We start from the raw sequence: 20459 nt of genomic DNA on the forward strand, positions 1-20459 counted from the left end.
ATCTAAACATGTAAAAGTTCCGAACAGGAAAATCCTTGTTCTTCATTTTATACTGATCTTATCGTTTCCTTTCTTTTCTTCCAGAGTTGGGATCGTATACAATTCCTTTAATTCTTTATTCTTTTCTTTTACGAAAATATAGGCAGGATCTTGGGACGACCGTAAGGTTTTGAACTGATTTTTAGACCGAGTTAGGTTTTCTTCCTGGAGTTCTTTTGCCTTTCGGATAGATTCTCTGATTTGATCCTTTGCAGAATCCGACATATTCGGATCATTTAAGAAAGTTTGAAAACTTTCGGTGTATTGATCCTGAGCTTCTTTCATATCTCCGATAAATTTTTCGGAATTATAAAGATCATAAAATTCTTTGATCTGAAAATGCAAAAGGGCAAAATCTCTATAAGAGTTAAATCCGTTTTTTTTCGCGATTGTTTCTGCTTGTACTGAATCTACCTCCGAAGGAGGTGTGAAAATTAATGCTGGATTTGGTTTAGATATCAACTCTCCAAAAGAAGAATTAGATTCTTTTAATTCTCGAAAAGTGGAAATATAAGAATCTAATTTTTCTTTTGAAAATCTGGGAGCCTTTAATAAGGAGCAATTCAAACCGAATAAAGCTCCAAAAATTAAGAGATAAAAACATCGTTTCATTTTATAATCCCCTTTGCCGGACAGTATAGTTAAAAAGGAGCAGTTACTTTCATTCCACTACATAGATGAGCCTGATACAATGCATTGGCGAGATAGGTTTCACATTCCTCTGCCGGGTGTTTTTCTATACAGGACACATAGACGAAATTTATAGTAGCGCTTTGTTCTTTACATTCATCACGCGCGCCCCTTTGATTATCCCTTTCTCCACAATTTAATAGAAAGAAGTATACCAAGCTAATGAATATGGATTTTTTTATAAAACTTCGCATTATGATTTCCTTTACCAATTGATTGGAACCTCATAAGTTCCGGTTGTTCCTACACTTGTCGCTGCCTGTAGACTAACCCCTGCATTTCCATGGAGAGTAAAAATGGTCCAACCCACAATCGCCCTAAATCTAAGGGGAGAAATCGGATAGGCCACCGTATTTCTCATTCCGGAAATAATCCAGGCCGTAGGTTTCGGCGGAGTGCAATTCGGATCGATCGCATAAACCTGGAATTCCATTTCAATAGTTCCATATAATGGAATTCCTCCAAACCATCCGTTGACCACAACTCTTGTAGGGGATCCTACTGCTCCGATATTCGGAGGCGATGCAACTGCCCCAGGATATCCAATTAAGACCGTTAAGAAGGTAGAATTCCCGTCTTCGTCCAAAAGTCTAAATCGAACCACATCTTCCCACCACCATTGGCTCCAGAATTTGCCATGGTAAACAAATCGATTTTTCGCTCCGGTAGAAGTTACGATCCCATTGCCTGAGCTTGGTTGTGCATCTAGTAGTATGGCTACGGAGTCTCTGTTTCCATGAGGATCATCCCATTCTATCGTAATCGGAATATCAACCTTAGTGGAAGCAGTGCAAGTATTTAAGTAGTTAGGTGTTCCGGCTACCGCATATCCGATAGGGGGAAGTTTATAACTAGGTGGAACAGGCCAATTTGGGACAGTAAAATCTGGAACAGAATTCTGCTGCCCATTCGGAATTACCCTGTAATATTGATTCGGCTTTGCAATAAAGAAAAGATTATGTAAAAGTAAATAATCTAATCCATGACTTTCTAATGGAAATAACGAAGTTCTATTATGAATCTCTTTTTTTCGAATGAATCGATTGTCCGAAGCCCAGCCGCTATCCGATCCGAACTCTGTTCCTGTCCCACTCCATGGAGCTGAGTTTAAAAAAGATAAGGTTTTGCTCTCTAAAAATGCGGAAATACTTCCGCCGGAATGCAAAACGGAATGTAAAAGAGGATAAAGATAGAAATCATGTTGGGCTGCTTGTGCGATTAGAAGGTCTTGTGTTGGTTCACCCCAACTATTTCCGATGGAAGCTAAAGCCATAACCATATGTGCGTTGTCAGGTGTGGTAAAAACGGCTGATTGAGATAGTCCTCCCCATGCTAATAAATACTGCGGATTGACATTCCAACTTTTACCCGATATCCAATATCCTGCAAAATTAAAACCTGCCGAAAAAAATCGAGCATCCGCTCCTCTGGTCACTTGCCCCATATGATCCGGATCGACCGGATGAAACGGATCGAACCAACCCACACAAAGCGGACAAGATCCGAACCAATTTACTTTAGGTGAGACTGGATTTACGATTAACCATGAAACATTCATTTCACCAACTGGAATTCCTAAAATTTCATAGGTTTGGTCTTGGCCTGCATATACATAATCTACTAGTCTACGTGCATAGATTTGGGCTTGGTGTCGAAAATTCATTCCTTGGTAAGAATATGTAAACGGAACCAAATGTTTTACGATCGCTAAACCCAATAATAAATGAACCACTTGGTCTTGGCTCATTTCTCGATTATAAGGAGGTGTAGAGAGAGCCCGCCCTCCAATCCATGTTTGGTAATCTCCTTCAGCTCCAGATAAGCCTAGATCTTGCATCACATTGAAAGGAACATCATCTCTTACAAAAAAACCAGGAGTATCAGGCCATTGGTACCATTCCGTTCCAGGATAATTTGCTACATTTATCGGATGCACTTCCCAGATACTTTGCTCTCCGAAACGATCCAGACGTTCTAAAGCTATAAATGCACAAAAGAGTTCTCGTATCGTATTTTGGATATCATTCACATCTCCATATCCTGGATAACTGTCTGGACGAGAAAGCATATGTAATTCAGAACCGAGTAGCCCTAAATACCAGCCTAGTTTAATTGTAGAATCTCCCCATTTTCCATAACGTCCTTCAGGCAAACTTTTAACTTCTTCCATTGGAAGACATCCACCCTTGTCAGTGGAAAGTTTTATAAAATTGTTTCGGAGCTTATTCCTAAGGTTCCAATATTTTTTCACATTTTTATTTGCTTCTGTTCCATTATATTCCGGTCCGGGTTCCGAAGAATAAGGAAAGTTGGAGGAAGAAAAACTTGCCCCAAATAGATTCAAAAAACTTGAAATTATAGAAGAACCATTACTGTCCGTTTCTGTTTGTAGAGAACTCCCAAGTAGCATAGAAGGGAAAAATAAAAAGATGAAAAATATTTTTCGCATAACGTTATACATCCATTTGTTTTATTTCATACGAGGAAGCTAACAAACGCAGGTGGTCGTCAATGAAAAATATACATTCTGTTTTTATGATGCTAGAAAATTGATTCCGAATTGATATTCATCAAATCTTTTCGAAAATAATTTTCTGAATTTGGATTCAGAGGTTTTCTGACCTTCTTTTTTTTAGCTAAACGAAAAAATTATAAGTAAGAAAAATGAAAGCCGATTCCATTATCCTGATTTAGGATATAATTTCTCATTGGGATTACCGATAGGGATGCGTAGGGCGTAAGTCCTGAAAGGATGAGCGCGAGCGAACCCGGAGCAGCCCGGCCAGCGAAGCTGGATCGGCCAATCTAACCGACTCTCGTCTAAAATACTTTAGAATCATTCGAACGACGCCGTATGACGAAACAGTGCAGAAGCTCAAGGACGAAGGGGTAAAAGCTTTCAAAGTTTGGATAGACAAAAAAGACGCTGCTAGTGCAAATTGGGATCGCAGCGGACAGCACTATTTCTTAGTGATCTGGGATGAATCAAGGAACAATTATATTATGATGGACCATAATAATAACGATGGTAGTTATCATGATATGCCTTTGAGCCCAAAAGACTTTAGCAAATTCCGTAAGATCACATATTTTAACCCTAAAACAAGGTAACGAATGAAGAAGATTATATTCAGTTTTTTATTATTAGCATTTCTGAGTTCTTGTAAGGAATGCAATTCGGCAAAAGAGGAATCGGAAGTTTCTTTTGACTTAGAAGGGATCTACGTTGTAAGTGAAAATGCTTTAGTAAATCAGCTTGCGGGCGAGGGCGTCCCTTTTAAATCTCAATCTGTTTGTATTGAAATCCAAAAGCCAGATGTTCTCATAATCCGCTATTTGGATCTAAAGCAAGAGACAGATCTATCTATGAAATGGGCGAAAGTAGAAGTAGGAAAATATAAAATTAGTAATAAAGATAAAGTCGCTTATTTTTATGATTATAGTGTATATAAGAATACTAAGCACCCTCAAATGTCATTTTTGTTAAGCCTTAAAAATAATAAACCTTTAGAAAAGGAAACTGAGGACTATTCAATGATGACAAGATCATTCAGGATTCCGTCGCTGGACGATTGCACTATAGCAAAAAGAGAAGAACTAAACACACCACCTGATCCAGGTCCGGAGAATAATTGGGGCAAAGATAAGTAAGGGATAATTTTCACTAGATGAAAACCGTTCTTAGTGTCCTCGTTCTCCTTTTAGCTGGTGGGCTTTTGTATGCTAGCTACTTGCTAAAATAAAGTACGAATCTTCCAGACGGAATTGAATTTAGCAAAGCCGGAGCGCAAGTTTTGATCCATCGTTCTGCATAACCGTTTTGCCAAGGAGAAAATCTTGCCGTTTTCTTATGTGCGATCCCGATCCGGTTTAGATAACGCGTAAATCTTTTCCCGAAAAGAGGATCGTTATCGGATAAAAAATGAGTAATTGTTTTTCCGTTTCTCTTGTATCTCGCAGTAAGTTCAGCGATTACTTTTTCCTCCGACTTTAAATCTTAATAACCCTAAATTAAGGAAATTTTCTCTCTCCCGACAGGGATGCGGAGGGCGAAGTCCCGAAGGGATGAGCGTGGCTACGCGAACCCGTAACAGCCCGGCCAGCGAAGCTGGGTCGGCCGACTCTCGTCTAGGAAATTTTAGAACCATTCGAACGACGCCGTATGACGTTCGTTCCGGAAAACTCCTGATTTAGTCTCCTTTGCTTTCAATTTCCAAAACTTAGTCCGATTCCAAAACCTTTCTTTCCAAATTTCCGAACCGCGGTCCGCGAATTTGTTTTCTAAAATTCAGGAATCAATCGCAATGGACCTCTGAGCTGATCCTTCTTTTCGATTTTCGAAATATCAGGATACTCCGGAGGCAACTTGAATATCGCGCTCCTCTCTATTAAACGTCCCATATTTATCACTAGTCTTGTGATCCTGATGTTGATCACCGGTATCTTCTCTCTCAGCAAGATGGGAGTGGATCTTTTTCCGGATGTTAATATCCCAGTAGTGACCGTAACTACGATCTATCCGGGAGCAGGTCCGGAAGAGATCGAGGAATTGATCTCTAAACCTTTGGAAGAAGAACTTTCTTCTATTGCAGGTCTGAAAAAGATCACTTCTCGTAACCAGGAAGGTGTTTCCGTTGTTTTAGGCGAATTCACTCTTTCTACTGATATCAAATATGCAGAACAACAGTTTCGAGATAAGACTGCATCGGTTCGTCCTAAACTTCCGGACGGGATCAAAGAACCTAAAGTAGTTCGTTTCGACCCAGCGGACCAACCGATCATTCGTTTGGCGGTATTTGCCGATCTAAATCAGGCAAAAATGTATGATTTAGCCAAAGAAACCGTTAAGGCGAAATTGGAACAGATCGCAGGTGTAGGTTCCGTTAAGTTAGTCGGTGGAACAAGAAGAGAAATCCAAATCGAATTAGATAGAAATAAATTAGTTTCTTATCAAATGCCTATGGTGGTCATCGCCAACAGATTAAAAACTGCAGGTTTGAACGTTCCAGTTGGTAAATTTGATTCCGGCGCTAAAGAAACTTCCTATAGAACATTAGGAAGATATGAAACTCTTTCCCAGATCGAAAATACAATCGTTTCCTTCGGAGGAGATGTTGGTAATTCGGTACTCATTAAGCAACTCGGAACCGTAAGAGATGGAACAGAAGACGAAGAAACCTTAGGTTATCTTTGGGCTTCTAAAAGTGATGAAGTGGAAGAAGAAGATGTAGGTCTTTTGACTCATCCTATCACTTGGTTGACGCAAATCCCTAAAAGGGTCAAAAGAGTTTTCGGCGGAAAGAAAACTGAAGTAATCGAAAAAGAATTAAAGCCAGCATTATTCATCGACGTATATAAACAATCCGGAGCGAACACTGTATCCGTTGCGGACGAGGTCTTAAAAAGGATCGATAAGTTAAATGCGGATATCCAACCTTTAGAAGGAAAACCTAAGATCAGATTGATCCGAGACGGTTCCAGATGGATCCGCTACAACGTAGAAGACGTTACTGAAGCGATCGTGCTCGGGATCTTACTCGCGGTAATCACAGTTTATTTCTTTTTAGGAAACTTAAGATCTACGATCATCACAGGTCTTGCGTTGCCTAACTCTTTGTTAGGCGCATTCATCATTATGTGGATCATGGGATTCACGATAAACGTTATGACCTTATTGGCTTTGTCCCTTGCGGTGGGTCTTTTGGTCGACGACGCGATCGTGGTCCGGGAAAACATCTTCCGTAAATTAGAAGAAGGTGCAACCGTTATGGAAGCCGCAGAAAAAGGAACCATGGAAGTGGCTCTTGCGGTGATTGGAACTTCCTTAACTGTCATCGCGGTATTCTTCCCCGTTGGATTCTTATCAGGGATAGTTGGTCAGTTCTTCAAACAGTTCGGATTGACTGTGGTTTTCGCCATGATCATTTCACTCTTCGATGGTCTTTTTGTGGCTCCTATGTTATCCGCATACTTCGCAGGAAAACTTACCCACGATAAAAAGAACGCTGCCGTAGAAGCATTCGACCGTTTCCAAAACTGGTTAGAGAAAGTTTATAAGAGCACAATGCATTATGCATTGGCGCATCCTGGAAAGATCATACTTCTCACTTTCTTAATATTTATCCTTTCCTTCGTGAGTTGTGCTTTTGTGAAAAAGACATTCTTACCTGCGAACGATCAGGGTGAATTTATGGTAACCTTGGACCTTCCTCCAGGTACTAGCTTACAAGGAACTAAAGAAGTCGCGGATAAAGTTTTGGCGGAACTCCAAAAATTCCCTGAAATGGATAAGATCGCGATCACTGTGGGCAAACCGGATGGTGGAGAACCAAACACTGCGATCCTTGCAATCGCACTTGTTTCTTCCAAAAAAAGATCCAGGGATACTACGAGCGTTAAAGAAGAGATCCGTAAAATGCTTAAAGCTTATGATTATGCAAGGCCTGCAGTTTCGGATTATTCCGCAGTAGGAGGCGGGGTGCAGTATCCATTCCAGTTGGTCCTTAAAGGAAACAACTTGGAAGAAGTAGAAGCATATTCTAAAAAAGTAATAGAAAGACTAAAAGGTATCAAAGACCTCGCGGACATCGACTCCGATTATAGAAGTGGAAAACCTGAATACCAAATCGTTCTGGATAATTCCAGAATGCAATTAGTAGGAGTTCTTCCGGGTGTTGCTGGTTCAGAATTGAGATACCAAATTGCTGGAGACCAAGTAAGTAAGTTTTACGATAAAGGTATTGAGTATGAGGTCCGGATGAGGCTTAAGCCCGACCAAAGGAACTTGAGAGCTGCTTATGGCCAAACCAAAGTCCCGAATATTGCAAATAGATTGATCCCTCTGGCAGCGATCAGTACCGGAAAAGAAAACTTAGGGCCTTCTCGAATCAATCGTATTGATAGAGCAAGAGCCGTTGTGGTAAACGCAAACCTTGCACCAGGTGGTGCGATCGGAACCGCAATGGAAGAAGCTACTAAGATTATTACCAAGGAAATCCCTCCTCCACCGGGAGTTCGTTTTAATTTCCAAGGTCAGTCGGAAGACTTAAAAGAACTATTCTTGAATATCATCGTAGCATTCGGCCTTGCGTTGATATTCATCTACTTGGTTCTTGCTTCTCTTTATGAATCCTTCATTACTCCGATCACGATCTTATTTGCGATTCCGCCTGCGATTTCCGGAGCATTCTTCGCTCTGTTCTTAACGGGAGAGATGTTGAATATATTCTCTATGATCGGACTCATCCTACTCATGGGACTTGTTGCTAAAAACTCCATCCTTCTCGTGGACTATGCAATGCAAGCAGTGAGAGAAAGAGGGATCACAAGAGACGAAGCGATCTTTGAAGCAGGACTTGTGAGATTACGTCCTATCTTAATGACATCCATCGCGATGATCATGGGAACTGTTCCGATCGCGCTGGGTCTCGGAGAAGCCGCAAAATCCAGGACTGCAATGGGTATAGCGATTATCGGAGGTCTAATCTTATCCACGTTAGTTACATTGATCGTGGTCCCTTCCATTTTCGGTGGTATCGATAAATTCAGAGAATGGATAGAAGGCAAGTTCCGTCCTGATATGACCGCTACTATACACAGCGAAGGTGGTGGTCATTCCGGAAGTGCCGCAGTGTCCACGAATCATAACCAATCTTCCTTGAGCGAATGGGCACAAGAGGTGGAGTCCAAGCCTAAGAAAGGGGCTAATTCGAAGAAGAAAAAGTGACCATCAAAAGAGGGCCTAACGGCCCTTTTTTATTTTAAAATTCAAATTTATATAATATTAAAAAATAGAATTTTTTAATATTATAATAAGCAATAATTTATTGACTTTTCCTTAATTTTGCCAAATTTATTGCTCTGTTTTTTCATGAATCAAACGGAAAAACAAAGGAAAATTAAGTATAAATGAAACGTTTAGGGATATTTACAGGGATCTTTGTAATTTTAATATTCGTCGGTTGTAAGGAGAAAACCGAAGATCTAAAAGATTCTCGAATAATTTTGGATGGAAAATGGGTATTGGTTGCAAGTTGTATCGACGGAGGACCGAATGCCACAGCTTGGTTAGAGATCCAATCAAACACAATCCGGTCCTGCATGCAACAAGCCGGAACCGGAACGTACACAACTTTGAAGGGAACGATAAGACCAGCTGATTCCTACGGAAATTACAAAATCGATTGGAGCAATGGTTATAACCAAAATGCAAGCTATCCTGTAGGCGTTTTAAAACTATTATCTTTGATAGACCCATCTACCCAAAGCACTCAGTGTTACACTAAGAATCCTAGCTATCCGCCGAATTCTCAGTGCCAATTTTAAACAATTTTCTCACCTTTTGCGATGTTGGAATTCCAACATCGCTCTCTCGGATCAAAATACGCTTGTTATGAACAATTCCCGGTCTCAAAACTCCATTTTTTATTTCCAAACCTCTAAAACTTAGTTCCCAATAAACGATAAATCCTAAATAAAGACTTCACTTTCAGGGAGGAGTTTATGATCCAAAAAACTTCCTTACATGTCTATATTGGAATTACTCTAGTAACAAATCTTCTATTCGGTTGTGCTCAATTACAAAAAGTTGATTTAAAAAAAGTAAAAGAAAAGATCGAGGAACTGGATAAACCTTCCTTCATCTTAGAAAAAGTTTCCATTGCTGAGATCAATCTATCCGAGATCAAACTTAGAGTGGATTCGAAAGTAAAAAATCCATATCCGATCGCTTTACCTGCGACCAACCTGGAAATCAATATCTTGATCGAAGGACAACAATTCACAAAGGCAAAAACCAAAATCCCTAGTGTAGGCGGGAATTCCAACAAACCGGTCCCAGTGGATTTAACATTCGCTTATAATGATCTCGCAGCACTTTATAAAAAAGTTCCTGGAAAAATAGACTTAGTAGTAAAAGTACAAGGAGTCGTTTCACTTCCGATCCCTGAGAAATATAGATCCATCGCAGGTGCTGACTCACTCGACTTCCCATTCGAAGAAGAAAGAAAAATCCCAGCAGTTCTTCCGGATATAGAGATCCGAAATTTCAAAATTATCAAACCGGATCCTTCCACCATCTTAAGTTCCGCAGGCACGGACGATCTGGCAAAAAAAGCCACATCATTCTTAGATACATTACTCAGCCCTCAAAAAAAATCTCCAGGTTCAGCGGTCGCCGCAGGGTTATCTTCACTCGACTTAAAAGTAGATACAGAATTCCAAATTGTATTAAAAAACAGAGCTACATCTAGATTACAATTTTCTGAATTTGAATTTGAACTCACATTGGAAAAAGAAAAATTCCTAACTGGCCAACCTGTAAGGATCGAAAACCAAGGACAAGAATCCATCCTAAGCGTCCGCACCTCCTTCCCTCTCGGGACAGTCACACAAGGGATCGCAAACGCAATCTCCAAAAGGTCCGCGGCATTCCGATTAAACGGAAAAGCAACAACCGAAGCTCCGGAAATCGGAACAGGTCCAGTTCCATTCAAATTCGACAAATCCGGCTCTTTTAGCTGGAATTAATAATAAGGGCGCATGCTCGCCGTTACGGCGAGCACCCGGCTCTACGCTCCAATCCGCTCCGCGGGATTTCCGCTACGATCCGTTGCGCTTTACTAATCCAAAATATATTATAATTATCTAATTAATAATCCTAAGATACGAATTCTTACCGGAAGAAAATCTCATCCAATCAGTTCTGATATTATTTTCTTCCAAGTAAGTTTGAACTTTTTTATTAATACAAAATCTCGCACCTAAATCATCTTCGCTAGACAAGTTTCCGAACTTCAAATATTTCCCGGTTTCAATCTCAACTTCTTCCAAATTTTTTGAAAAGCCAGGAATATCCTCCTCAAAAAAGCCAATAAATCCTTTGAAAACTTTGCCGAAGTTTTCAAATTTTTCAGCGATACATCTTTTCGGAATATGATTTTCTAACAAATATCGGTCCAAACGATCTCGGATACGATTTGATTCATAACTCAATTCTCCTTCTTCACATGCGAATCCATAACCTAGAATTTTTCTTCTAAATACTAAAACTATATTCATAGAAGAATATCCTCAAACGAAAAATGTCTGGAGGATTTCTCTCTCCGTATTTCGGGAAATATTCTTAAACTGCAGGTAACAGTCTTTGATTGGAATTTCTAACGCCTTGAATGTTTTGCGATGGTCCATCAAAACGGAAACGCAAGCGGCAAAAGAAAGAAATCTCCACATGGTCTTAAAAAGAAATCGAGTGATCGGATTTTTAAGCCGTATCTTAAAAAATGTACAATGAAAGATCAGATGTTTTTCTTCATCTTCCGCGATATGAAGAAGTGCGTTCTTTACGGAACCGAATGGAATTTTCTCCGCGATCTTTTTGTAAAAACAAATCCCGATCACTTCTGCGACCAATAAGACCATCAGCTTAAGCCTGGTTCCTAAAAGCCTTCTGCCAAAATGAAAAAGTTTTTCGGTCCAGTTTGATTGGATCAGTTCTCCTCTTAATGCACGAACACAGTCCCCTAAAATGCGCGCATGTCTGCCTTCTTCTTTTACAAAAAGTTTCAAGGCTTCTCTGTAATTTGGATCTACTCCGTAGATATTTATGTGGTCTATATCTCTTGCGATCCTACCTTCTCCAGCTTCTCCTAACTGAAAGATCGCAAGAGACTTAGCAACTGGGAGACGTTTTTGGGGAATAAATCCTATAACCTGCTCTTGGACAATAGGATAAGGACGATCCGCATTCTTTCTAAAATGTTTGGCCCAATTTCCCCAAAAATAACCTCGATCCCGTTTTTGAAGACGGGTCCATAATAAATTTCTAATTCTTTTCTTACCGAAAAGATTCATTACCAAGGTTAAAATCACTATTTGCTGATCTAAACTAAAACTTCTTCTTTTAAGATAAGAAAGATCGAAACAAAGTGAGTATTTGGATCCTCTTCCTGAATATAATTGAGATAGTCCTGTGATCCCAGGACGAATCGACCATCTTCGATCTAAACTTTCTACTCCCCAACCTAATCTACGAATGTCTTGCTCGGTCAGAGGCCTCGGACCAACGATACTCATATCGCCTTTTATAATATTCCAAATCTGAGGAAGTTCGTCTAAACCGGTACTTCTCAAAAAAGAACCAATCTTTGTAGGAATTCCATCCTTCAAGGTTCTGAATTTCCAGATCCGAAAGACCTTCTTTCCTAAACCTATCCTTTCTTGTAAGAAAAAGATCGGTCCCGGATCCAAAACAGAGATTAGTAAAAAAATCCCGAGTAAAACCGGGGAAAATACAGCGAGCGCGATCAAAGCCAAAGAAAATTCTAAAATTCGTTTCATGGACCAAAGAATATCGAATTTTCAAAAACAAACCCACCTTCCGAGTGCGGATATATAAGCACTCAAGTGCTTGACCTGATAGTTCTTAGTATCCTAAAATTCCGAGAACACATGAAAGTCGAGCCACTCAAGATACTGATTGCCGAAGATAATCTGAAACTCAGAAAAGCGATGGTCTCCGGCTTAGAAGAATCCGGAAAAATCAAATCAGTTTTCGATTGCGACTCGGGAGAAGATGCAATCCGTTACTGCTTGGAAGGAGACACAGACGTTCTTCTTTTGGATGTACGACTCGCAGGTAAATTAAACGGGATCGAAACCATTATCTCTATCCGCAAAGAATTCCCACGTAAACCTGTAGTCATCTATTCTATACAAGATAGCGACGAATACTTCAGGACTTTCAGAAGTTCAGGGATCTTAAGTCATTATGCTTACGTTCGAAAATCGAATTATCTTCTTCCACAAATGGTGGTCCCTCTCATTCGATTGGCTTATGACGGAAAAAGTTTTATAGACCCTGAAATCGAATCCAGAGTCACTGAAGTCAGGGAGAAGGACGAAAACTCTCCACTTTCAGTTTTAGAACCTAACGAAAAATCCGTAGCAGAAATGTTAGCCAAAGGATTTAGCAATGAACAGATTGCACAACATTTCGGATTCAAAGACAAAAGAACGATCAGCAGGATAAACGGACAGATCTATTCTGCCTGGGGATTAAACGAAACAAACTCCGACGAAAAAGTTGCTCGAACAAGAGCGGCACTCATCGTTTTATCCAATCGTTTTTTAGAATGGGAAGAAGACGAAAAAATTTTTTATAGGAATTCCTCTGGAGAAAGGATCCTATGGACGCCTAATATTGACTATAGATCTTGAAATAATAATTTGCTCCGTTTTCATCTTTCTTTCCACAAATTTGTTTTGGTTAGGATCAACAACCGGAACAAATTTAGAAAAGAAAAATGCTGCTGCATATTTCAGTATTTTTACCCTAATCGTATCCTCTCTATTATTCTCTTTTTTTGCAATCCTAGGCCAAAACGGGTTTTTAGTAGTATCCTCCTATCCAATCTTATATTTTTTTCCTGGGTTGATCTTATTAATACTCATTCCGTTCGGATGGTTTGTCGTTATCGTTTGGTTTTTCGGTTTTTTAAAAAAGAAAGGGATCTTTCTTTTTTTATTTTATATGTTATCCTTTTGCCAATTAGTCGCTGTATCGATTCTACTTGCCTATAATCCTGCGAGAACATGGAATATCAGTTTATTCGAATATTGGAAATTGGTTCCATTCTCCTTCAAATCAGCTTACTTAATCTATATTTTCACATGCATTTCCCTTTCTTTACTTTGTTTATTCTTATTCAAAATTTCGGACAATAGCCTATCCGAGTTAGGAAGACAAAAGGCAGTTCCTTTTTTAAAAGGAATCGGATTTTCACTGTTTGGAGTAGTCTTACTGGTTTCCGTTCTTTTCGTTGGAGATGAATTAGGAATTATAGAAAATTTTATCATAAAAGCGGAAAAGGAACCCAAATACTTTTATGGTTTTGTTCTATGTATACAATTACTGATTTGTATTTCTATTTTAGTTTTAGGTTGGGCTTTAACATCTTATGAAATACTTACAGGAAGGATTTTACCTAAGATCAGTTTAAAACAAGAATGGAAAAATTCTGTCTATACAGCTTTTACACTTTCCGTTCTATATTTTCTTTTTGCAAAAACTGGATACCCTAAAGCGGAAATTTTTATCGTATTCTCTTATTCCTTTTTTATATCCCGATTTTTTACGGTTCGAAAAAACAAACTGATCAGCTCCAACCAAAACGAAGTATTAAAAAAGATCTTATCTTCCGGTTCCGTCAAACTTTCTTTCGGATATTTATGCCACGACGTACTGGAAACCCAAAAAGCTGCCCTCATATTCCAAGGCAAAATCCCCTATATTTCCGACACGAATATCTATTATCCAGAAAGCAGTCCTTCCGAAACATTTGATTTTTCTAAAGTACATCCCAATCCGGAAAATCCAAATATTCAATATTTAGATAAAGATCAATTCTCCGGATTTGTGATCCGAGTAAAAATCGAAAATGTCCTTTCTGGTGACGCATACCTGATCTTAGGGCAAAAAGAAAACGGAGGATTATTTGCAGAAGAAGAAATCGAGATCGCAAGGATCACAGGAACCTGGTTAGTTCATTCCTTATTTTTAGAAGAAACGGGGAATATTCTAGAAGAATTACAAAGAAAGAAAATTCAGGAACAAAGACTTTCCGACCAAAAAACCAGGCAAATCCTTCACGATGAGATACTTCCAGAAATCCATTCTATTATTTTAGAGATCTCAAATGATAAATCCGGAAACCTCAATTATCAATATGCAAATTCACTTACGGAACTTCATAAAAGGATCTCTTCTTTATTAAGAGAGATGTCAGATACAGGTTTGGAAATTTCCAGGCTGGGCCTAGTTCCGATGTTTCAAAAACTACAAAACTCAGACGCAAAAGACTCCAATTTAATTTGGGAAATAGATCCAGAAGTCAATTCTCAAGCCGAAAATTATCCTCCAGAAGTGCAGGAAGTTTTGTATTATGTATTCAGAGAATCCTTACGCAATGCGGTGAAATATTCCGGAGAATTAAAATCACAAATTTTGATCTCCATTCAATATGAGAATGGCCTTGTTATCCAAATTAGAAACGAAATAGGAAAAGATCCTATGTCGATGCGTTCTTCTGGCCAAGGATTAAAAATACATAGTGCATTATTGAGAATTTTCCGCGGTTCTTTGACATTAGAATTTCCTAGTTCAAAAGAAGCGATGATCCGGATCTTTCTACCTTCCCCCTAAATAAAAAACCTGAATTGATATTTAACAAGGTTCGATAGAAAATCTAATTCCAAAAATCGACTTGCTATAATGATTTTCATTTCAATGATGCGCTTAAGCCGAAACTTAAAAAATAAAACATTGTGAACATTTGTTCATATAATCTATCCGGAGCCTGGAAAACATGCAGTCACAAAATAAAAAAGAAAAATCGATCTCTATCGCAATTGTTGGTACAGGTTTTGGAGGTTTATGTGCTGCAATACAACTTAAGAAAAACGGATTCCATAATTTCGTAATTTACGAAAAATCAAATTCAGTAGGAGGCACTTGGAGGGAAAATACTTATCCCGGAGCAGCATGCGATGTTCCTTCTCATCTTTATTCTTTTTCTTTTGAACCAAATTCAAACTGGCCTAGAAAATATTCTGCTCAGCCAGAGATACTTTCTTATTTAGAACATTGTGCAAAAAAATACGGGATACTTCCTCATATTCGTTTTGGGATCGAGATCAAATCTGCGGATTGGGATGATTCTTCCAGAATTTGGAAAATCAAAACTTCTCAAAATGAAACATTAGAACATGATGTTTTTATTTCTGCTGTAGGACAATTGAATCGCCCTGCTCTACCTTCTATCAAGGGTTTAGAAAGTTTTAAAGGTAGGATATTTCATTCTGCAAATTGGGATCCTTCTTATAGTTTTTCAGGAAAGAAAGTTGCTGCAATCGGAACAGGCGCGAGTGCAATCCAATTCATTCCACAGATCGTAAACCAAGGAGCAGAAGTGACAGTATTCCAAAGAACTGCACCTTGGGTGGTTCCTAAACCGGATCGTAGATATTGGAGTTTCGAAAAGTTCTTATTTAAATATCTCCCCGGCTATAGACTATTACATAGGCTTCAAATCTATATGTGGAATGAGATCAGAATGATCGCATTCCAAAAAAATAATCATGCAAACAAGATCGTAAAATGGATGAGTCTTTCTCATATGAAAAAGTTCGTAAAAGATCCGGAATTACGCAAAATCCTTACTCCTGATTATCCTGCAGGATGTAAACGTATCCTTCTTTCCAATGATTATTACGAAGCATTAGCAAAACCGAATACAAAAGTTCTTTCTGAATCCATCCAAGAAGCAAATGCAGATGGGATCGTAACAAAAGAAGGTCACAAAAAATTTGATGCAATCGTTTTTGGAACTGGATTTAAGGCTACGGAGTTTCTTTCTCCGATGAAAGTAAAAGGAACCAAAAATCAAGATCTGAATGAGGTTTGGAAAAATGGTGCAGAGGCTTATCTAGGTGTAACTGTTGCCGGCTTCCCTAATTTTTATATTTTATACGGACCAAATACGAACCTGGCTCATAATTCTATCGTATATATGATCGAATCCCAGGTGCGTTATCTCATATCTGCTTTGAATGAAATGAATAAAAAAGGGATCCAAGCATTGATCCCTAAAACACGAAGTATGCAAAATTACAATACATCTTTAAATAAAAAATTCGATAAATTCGTTTGGGATACTGGATGTACGAATTGGTATATCAACGCTTCCGGAAAGAACACGAATAATTGGCCCGGTCATACTTACGAATATTCTTATAAAACTAGAAAGATTGATCTATCCGAATATGAAATTCTATCTAATTAACGAAAGAATTCTATCAATTCCTCATAGGCTTCTTGATTCAATGATCCGGCAATCATTCTTCCGTTGATTAAAAAAGTAGGTGTACCTTCCATTCCCAAACGAACGGCTTCGTTAACATCTTCCGCAATTTCTTTTTTAATAGACTCATCGGTCAAACAGGCATTAAAAGCCTTCATGTCTATCTTTAAGTCCTTTGCCTTTTGTTTTAACCAGGCGGGGCTTAAGGTTTCTTCTGTTCTATTTTCAGTAAAAAGAGATTCAAAATAATCCCAATATTTATCTTGGCTTTGCTTCAAAACACAATTTGCCGCAATATGTGCTCCTAACGCTTTTGGATGGAACTGCAAAGGAAAATCCTTAACCACCCACTTAATTCGATCTCCATATTTTTTTCTAAGTCTCTTACCTACAGATTGGAACCTTTGACAAAAGGGACATTCAAAATCTGTAAACTCTACGATAGTGATTGGGGCATCCTTATTCCCTTGAGTAGGCTCTCCTTTTAGATCTACTTCTTTCGGGACATGATGAAGTTTCGCGATATAATTATATTTTTTCTTTAATCTTGAGATCTCTTCCCTCATCGCTTTTTCTCGGCGTTCTGAGATCAAAAAAACGATAAGTGAGTTGCGAAGATCATCATAGTGTTCCTCGCTACCCTCGTCTTTTAGCTGCTGATACTTGGTCAATAATTCAGCTTCCGATGGGTTTTGGATCGAATCATTGATGCGATCCGTGTATTCTTTGACGGAAATTTTCTTTTCTGTAGCTTCCATCTGAATCATTTTACGAATTCCTAATTTTTCCAGAAGTTTGAATAATTTATCATTTGCGTCCGTGACTATTTTTTCATATTCATTACCCATTTCGCTTTCCACATCGGACGAAGTAATCTTTTTGCCGTCTATCTGTATATAAAGCTGAGAAGTTCCGAATTCCGGAACCTTGGAAGTTTTTTCAGCCTTCATTTCTCCTGAATGTAAAAATAAAAAAATGCTAATACTTAAAATTGTTTTTCCGATATGTTTCATAAATTTACCTACAAAGAATATTCTCCCAATCTTACTCGTTATTCTGCCATAGCTATAGGCAGAGTCATTCCGGTATAAGCACACTCTATTACGGACAAAATAAACTTTTTCATTTCCTCTTTGTTCTTTTGAGGTTTTATCCTACCTTCCAAAAAGAGCATTGCGATTCCGTGAATCATAGACCAGGAGGCTACAGTTTTCTCACGCGTTTGTCCTGGCTTGATCGCCCCAAGCCTTTGCCCCATGCGTATAATCTCATGCAGCTGCCTATATGTTCTTCTAGAAACTGCGGACAACGTAGGATGTAAATTTATATCGATACCGCCGAACATGATCCTTGCAAATTGTTGATTGTTCAAAATAAACTGGATATAGGTCCAACCGAGAGCGCGAAAACGCCCTAAAAAATCGTTTTCCGTTCTTTCGAGTTCCTTCTGGTATTCGGAAAAATATTTCTGAAATCCCCTTTCAGAAATTGCGGCGAGCAAAGCGTTTTTGTTTTCGAAATGATGATAAGATGCCGCATGACTCACTCCAGCAAGAGACGCAACTTTTCTCAAAGAGATCTCTTCGAGAGGAGTGGTCTTCAATAATTCGGTACCAGCAGATATAAGATCTTCCCTGACAGTTATCTTGTCATTTTTAAACGGCCTTCCCGGACCCTGTTGCTGGCGGCGTTTCTTATTTACGGGCATACTAACGATTCTTATTATTTCCAATTCTTTGCAAGAATATATTTACCATTGGTAATTTATCTATTGAATCCCATACCATTTATATTACCATTGGTAAATAATAGCCTCGATACGGAATTTCAGCGGAGAATTGTATATGGAAAAAGCCTTTGAACCCATAAATATAGGAAAGTTTACACTTCCAAACAGGTTTGTAATGGGATCCATGCACCTCGGACTCGAGGGCAAAACTGGAACTGCGGAAAGAATGGCCGCATTCTACGGAAAACGTTTTGAAGGTGGCGTCGGCCTTATAGTCACCGGTGGAATCAGCGTGAACGAAGAAGGAAGAGGATCCAAACACTTCTTCAATATACAAAATGAAGAGCACGCATCCGAATTAAAGCAGATGAATGATCTTCTGAATGGAAACGGGACCATGTGCGCTCAACTTTTCCATGCAGGACGTTATGCGTTTGATAGAAACTGCGTAGGTCCTTCTGCGCTCCGCGCTCCAATCAATAGATATATTCCTAGGGCTCTCACAGAAGAAGAATGTTGGAAGACGGTAGAAGATTTCGGGATCGCAGCTAAGCTCGCAAAAGAAACAGGATTTGGAGCAGTAGAAATTATGGGAAGTGAAGGTTATCTTATTAACCAGTTCTTCTCTCCAGTAACAAATCATAGGGACGATCATTTTGGAGGAGATTCTAAAAGAAGAATGAACATGGCTGTCGAAGTTCTGAGAGCAGTCGTAAAAAATCTTCCGGAAGGTTTCCCTATAATTTTCAGAATGTCTGGTATTGATCTTATTCCAGGAAATCCAACTTTCAAAGAAGTATGCGATCTAGCTCAAACACTAAAGCAAGAAGGTGTATCCGCTTTAAATATTGGGATCGGATGGCATGAATCAAGAATCCCAACCATAAGCCAATTAGTTCCAAGAGGAGCCTGGGCAAACATTGCAGCAAGGATCAAAGAAAAAACTCCAGGTATTCCTATCATCGCTTCTAACAGAGTAAACGATCCGAGTACAGTACAAAGGATTTTTGATACGAATCAGGCTGATATAATTTCTATGGCGAGACCATTTCTGGCAGATGCGTTTATCGTAAAAAAAATCCAAACAGGTATGTCAAATCGGATCAATACTTGTATTGCATGTAACCAATCCTGTTTGGACCACGCTTTTATAGATAAATCGGTTTCCTGTCTAGTCAATCCACAAGCAGTTAACGAATTAGAATACAAAATAGATTCCGATGTGAAACCGCAGAAAGTTGTGGTAATCGGATCTGGACCAGGAGGGCTTGAGGCAGCAAGAGCAAGTGCTTCTCTTGGCCACGAAGTTATATTATTAGAAAAGGCGGACCAGTTGGGTGGACAGTTCCAACTCGCTTCCAATATCCCAGGCAAATCCGAATTCAAAGAAACGATCCGCTATTTTAAAAATGAACTTCCGGCACTTGGAGTTGATATCCGTTTAAATACAAATTGTGATCTAAACTTACTTGAAGAATTGGATCCAGATGCGATTATATTTGCTACCGGTGTTAAACCAAGAGAATTTACACTACCTGGTATTCATAATCTTCCTGCCGGAAATTATACAGATTATCTGACCGGAAAATTCAAAGCTGGGAAAAAAGTGGCTGTGATCGGAGGAGGCGGGATCGGTGTTGATGTGGCCCATAAACTTACCGAAGAAAACGATCCTAATCTAGAATCTTATTCAAAAAAATATAATATCGATTCGTATACGAATGCTGTTATCCAGCCTCATAAAGCGGAAAGAGATGTTGCGATTTTTAGAAGAAGTGGAAAACATGGTGCCGGCTTGGGGCCTACTACTTTTTGGGCTCTCAAACAAGAACTAGAAGCATCCGGTGTAGAATTCTTCCAGGGACTCAACTATAAGGAAATCACTAAAGAAGGTTTAAAGATAACCTTGAAAAATGGAGAAGAGGTTCTTTATCCATGCGATTCACTGGTTCTTTGTGTTGGACAGGAAAAAGAAAGTTCTCTTTATGAAACCTACAAATCTTTACACCCTCAAAAGCAGATATTCATTATTGGGGGAGCAAAAAATTCTAAAGGAATTGATGCAGAGAGAGCGTTCTTAGAAGGTTTGAATGCTGCTTACAGTATTGGAAAAGAAGAGAATATTACTGCGAAAGTATAAATAA

At 39.0% G+C, this 20459-nt stretch carries 16 protein-coding genes and 1 pseudogene; 9 read left to right on the forward strand and 8 right to left on the reverse strand.

Features of this window, described 5'->3' with window-relative positions; translation table 11 throughout:
* Positions 1 to 42: 42 nt before the first annotated feature.
* The 3 genes from CH377_RS01040 to CH377_RS01050 are packed head-to-tail and all read right to left on the reverse strand — an operon-like array spanning position 43 to position 3178.
* Complete coding sequence (locus CH377_RS01040; RefSeq protein ID WP_100721990.1) at positions 43 to 651, reverse strand: hypothetical protein; 609 nt, start codon at positions 649 to 651, stop codon at positions 43 to 45.
* Positions 652 to 680: 29 nt separating this feature from the next.
* Complete coding sequence (locus tag CH377_RS01045; protein ID WP_100721991.1) at positions 681 to 923, reverse strand: hypothetical protein; 243 nt, start codon at positions 921 to 923, stop codon at positions 681 to 683.
* Positions 924 to 934: 11 nt separating this feature from the next.
* Positions 935 to 3178 carry a hypothetical protein gene (locus CH377_RS01050; RefSeq protein WP_100721992.1) on the reverse strand — a complete coding sequence of 748 codons (2244 nt, stop codon included), beginning with the start codon at positions 3176 to 3178 and terminating at the stop codon, positions 935 to 937.
* Positions 3179 to 3594: 416 nt separating this feature from the next.
* On the opposite strand from CH377_RS01050, the gene CH377_RS01055 reads away from it, so the two are divergent.
* Positions 3595 to 3840: a hypothetical protein gene (locus tag CH377_RS01055; protein ID WP_100721993.1), complete on the forward strand. Its 246-nt coding sequence runs from the start codon at positions 3595 to 3597 to the stop codon at positions 3838 to 3840.
* 3 nt (positions 3841 to 3843) lie between these two features.
* The gene (locus CH377_RS01060) at positions 3844 to 4380 is read left to right on the forward strand and encodes a hypothetical protein (protein ID WP_100721994.1); all 537 of its coding nucleotides are present in this window, start codon (positions 3844 to 3846) and stop codon (positions 4378 to 4380) included.
* Positions 4381 to 4471: 91 nt separating this feature from the next.
* Here CH377_RS01060 and CH377_RS19945 read toward each other — a convergent pair.
* Positions 4472 to 4711 (reverse strand): annotated as a pseudogene (locus tag CH377_RS19945) (hypothetical protein); the annotation flags it as partial.
* Positions 4712 to 5095: 384 nt separating this feature from the next.
* On the opposite strand from CH377_RS19945, the gene CH377_RS01070 reads away from it, so the two are divergent.
* The 3 genes from CH377_RS01070 to CH377_RS01080 all read left to right on the forward strand — a co-directional run bounded on the left by CH377_RS01070 (position 5096) and on the right by CH377_RS01080 (position 10257).
* Positions 5096 to 8455 carry an efflux RND transporter permease subunit gene (locus tag CH377_RS01070; RefSeq protein WP_100721995.1) on the forward strand — a complete coding sequence of 1120 codons (3360 nt, stop codon included), beginning with the start codon at positions 5096 to 5098 and terminating at the stop codon, positions 8453 to 8455.
* 182 nt (positions 8456 to 8637) lie between these two features.
* Positions 8638 to 9054 (forward strand): hypothetical protein, encoded by a 417-nt coding sequence (locus CH377_RS01075; RefSeq protein ID WP_100721996.1) that lies wholly within the window; start codon positions 8638 to 8640, stop codon positions 9052 to 9054.
* Between the two features lie 177 nt (positions 9055 to 9231).
* A complete protein-coding gene (locus CH377_RS01080) occupies positions 9232 to 10257 on the forward strand; it encodes an LEA type 2 family protein (RefSeq protein ID WP_100721997.1) in 1026 nt (341 codons plus the stop codon).
* Between the two features lie 117 nt (positions 10258 to 10374).
* Here CH377_RS01080 and CH377_RS01085 read toward each other — a convergent pair whose 3' ends face one another.
* On the reverse strand, positions 10375 to 10788 hold the full coding sequence (locus CH377_RS01085) for a hypothetical protein (protein ID WP_100721998.1): 414 nt from the start codon (positions 10786 to 10788) through the stop codon (positions 10375 to 10377).
* A 12-nt stretch (positions 10789 to 10800) separates the two neighbouring features.
* Positions 10801 to 12066 carry a sugar transferase gene (locus tag CH377_RS01090; RefSeq protein ID WP_100721999.1) on the reverse strand — a complete coding sequence of 422 codons (1266 nt, stop codon included), beginning with the start codon at positions 12064 to 12066 and terminating at the stop codon, positions 10801 to 10803.
* A gap of 111 nt (positions 12067 to 12177) precedes the next feature.
* Here CH377_RS01090 and CH377_RS01095 point away from each other — a divergent pair, with 111 nt between their 5' ends.
* The 3 genes from CH377_RS01095 to CH377_RS01105 all read left to right on the forward strand — a co-directional run bounded on the left by CH377_RS01095 (position 12178) and on the right by CH377_RS01105 (position 16568).
* Entirely contained in the window at positions 12178 to 12945 is a 768-nt protein-coding gene (locus CH377_RS01095; protein WP_100722000.1) for a response regulator transcription factor, read from the forward strand.
* Between the two features lie 40 nt (positions 12946 to 12985).
* The gene (locus CH377_RS01100; protein ID WP_243401921.1) at positions 12986 to 14929 is read left to right on the forward strand and encodes a sensor histidine kinase; all 1944 of its coding nucleotides are present in this window, start codon (positions 12986 to 12988) and stop codon (positions 14927 to 14929) included.
* A 163-nt stretch (positions 14930 to 15092) separates the two neighbouring features.
* Entirely contained in the window at positions 15093 to 16568 is a 1476-nt protein-coding gene (locus tag CH377_RS01105) for a flavin-containing monooxygenase (RefSeq protein WP_100722002.1), read from the forward strand.
* Here the strand turns inward: CH377_RS01105 and CH377_RS01110 are convergent.
* Positions 16565 to 17599 carry a DsbA family protein gene (locus CH377_RS01110; RefSeq protein ID WP_100722003.1) on the reverse strand — a complete coding sequence of 345 codons (1035 nt, stop codon included), beginning with the start codon at positions 17597 to 17599 and terminating at the stop codon, positions 16565 to 16567. The genes CH377_RS01105 and CH377_RS01110 overlap by 4 nt on opposite strands.
* Positions 17600 to 17637: 38 nt before the next feature.
* Entirely contained in the window at positions 17638 to 18294 is a 657-nt protein-coding gene (locus tag CH377_RS01115) for a TetR/AcrR family transcriptional regulator (RefSeq protein ID WP_100722004.1), read from the reverse strand.
* 136 nt (positions 18295 to 18430) lie between these two features.
* On the opposite strand from CH377_RS01115, the gene CH377_RS01120 reads away from it, so the two are divergent.
* Complete coding sequence (locus CH377_RS01120) at positions 18431 to 20455, forward strand: oxidoreductase (RefSeq protein WP_100722005.1); 2025 nt, start codon at positions 18431 to 18433, stop codon at positions 20453 to 20455.
* Positions 20456 to 20459: the final 4 nt, after the last annotated feature.

It is taken from the genome of Leptospira haakeii (genome assembly GCF_002812045.1).
GTDB lineage: Bacteria > Spirochaetota > Leptospiria > Leptospirales > Leptospiraceae > Leptospira_B > Leptospira_B haakeii.

What these genes read in the sequence shown, in the direction of transcription:
- CH377_RS01040 (WP_100721990.1), bottom strand. Translation starts at nt 651, where the DNA reads ATGAAACGATGTTTTTATCTCTTAATTTTTGGAGCTTTATTCGGTTTG.
- CH377_RS01045 (WP_100721991.1), bottom strand. Translation starts at nt 923, where the DNA reads ATGCGAAGTTTTATAAAAAAATCCATATTCATTAGCTTGGTATACTTC.
- CH377_RS01050 (WP_100721992.1), bottom strand. Translation starts at nt 3,178, where the DNA reads ATGCGAAAAATATTTTTCATCTTTTTATTTTTCCCTTCTATGCTACTT.
- CH377_RS01060 (WP_100721994.1), top strand. Translation starts at nt 3,844, where the DNA reads ATGAAGAAGATTATATTCAGTTTTTTATTATTAGCATTTCTGAGTTCT.
- CH377_RS01075 (WP_100721996.1), top strand. Translation starts at nt 8,638, where the DNA reads ATGAAACGTTTAGGGATATTTACAGGGATCTTTGTAATTTTAATATTC.
- CH377_RS01080 (WP_100721997.1), top strand. Translation starts at nt 9,232, where the DNA reads ATGATCCAAAAAACTTCCTTACATGTCTATATTGGAATTACTCTAGTA.
- CH377_RS01085 (WP_100721998.1), bottom strand. Translation starts at nt 10,788, where the DNA reads ATGAATATAGTTTTAGTATTTAGAAGAAAAATTCTAGGTTATGGATTC.
- CH377_RS01090 (WP_100721999.1), bottom strand. Translation starts at nt 12,066, where the DNA reads ATGAAACGAATTTTAGAATTTTCTTTGGCTTTGATCGCGCTCGCTGTA.
- CH377_RS01095 (WP_100722000.1), top strand. Translation starts at nt 12,178, where the DNA reads ATGAAAGTCGAGCCACTCAAGATACTGATTGCCGAAGATAATCTGAAA.
- CH377_RS01105 (WP_100722002.1), top strand. Translation starts at nt 15,093, where the DNA reads ATGCAGTCACAAAATAAAAAAGAAAAATCGATCTCTATCGCAATTGTT.
- CH377_RS01110 (WP_100722003.1), bottom strand. Translation starts at nt 17,599, where the DNA reads ATGAAACATATCGGAAAAACAATTTTAAGTATTAGCATTTTTTTATTT.
- CH377_RS01115 (WP_100722004.1), bottom strand. Translation starts at nt 18,294, where the DNA reads ATGCCCGTAAATAAGAAACGCCGCCAGCAACAGGGTCCGGGAAGGCCG.
- CH377_RS01120 (WP_100722005.1), top strand. Translation starts at nt 18,431, where the DNA reads ATGGAAAAAGCCTTTGAACCCATAAATATAGGAAAGTTTACACTTCCA.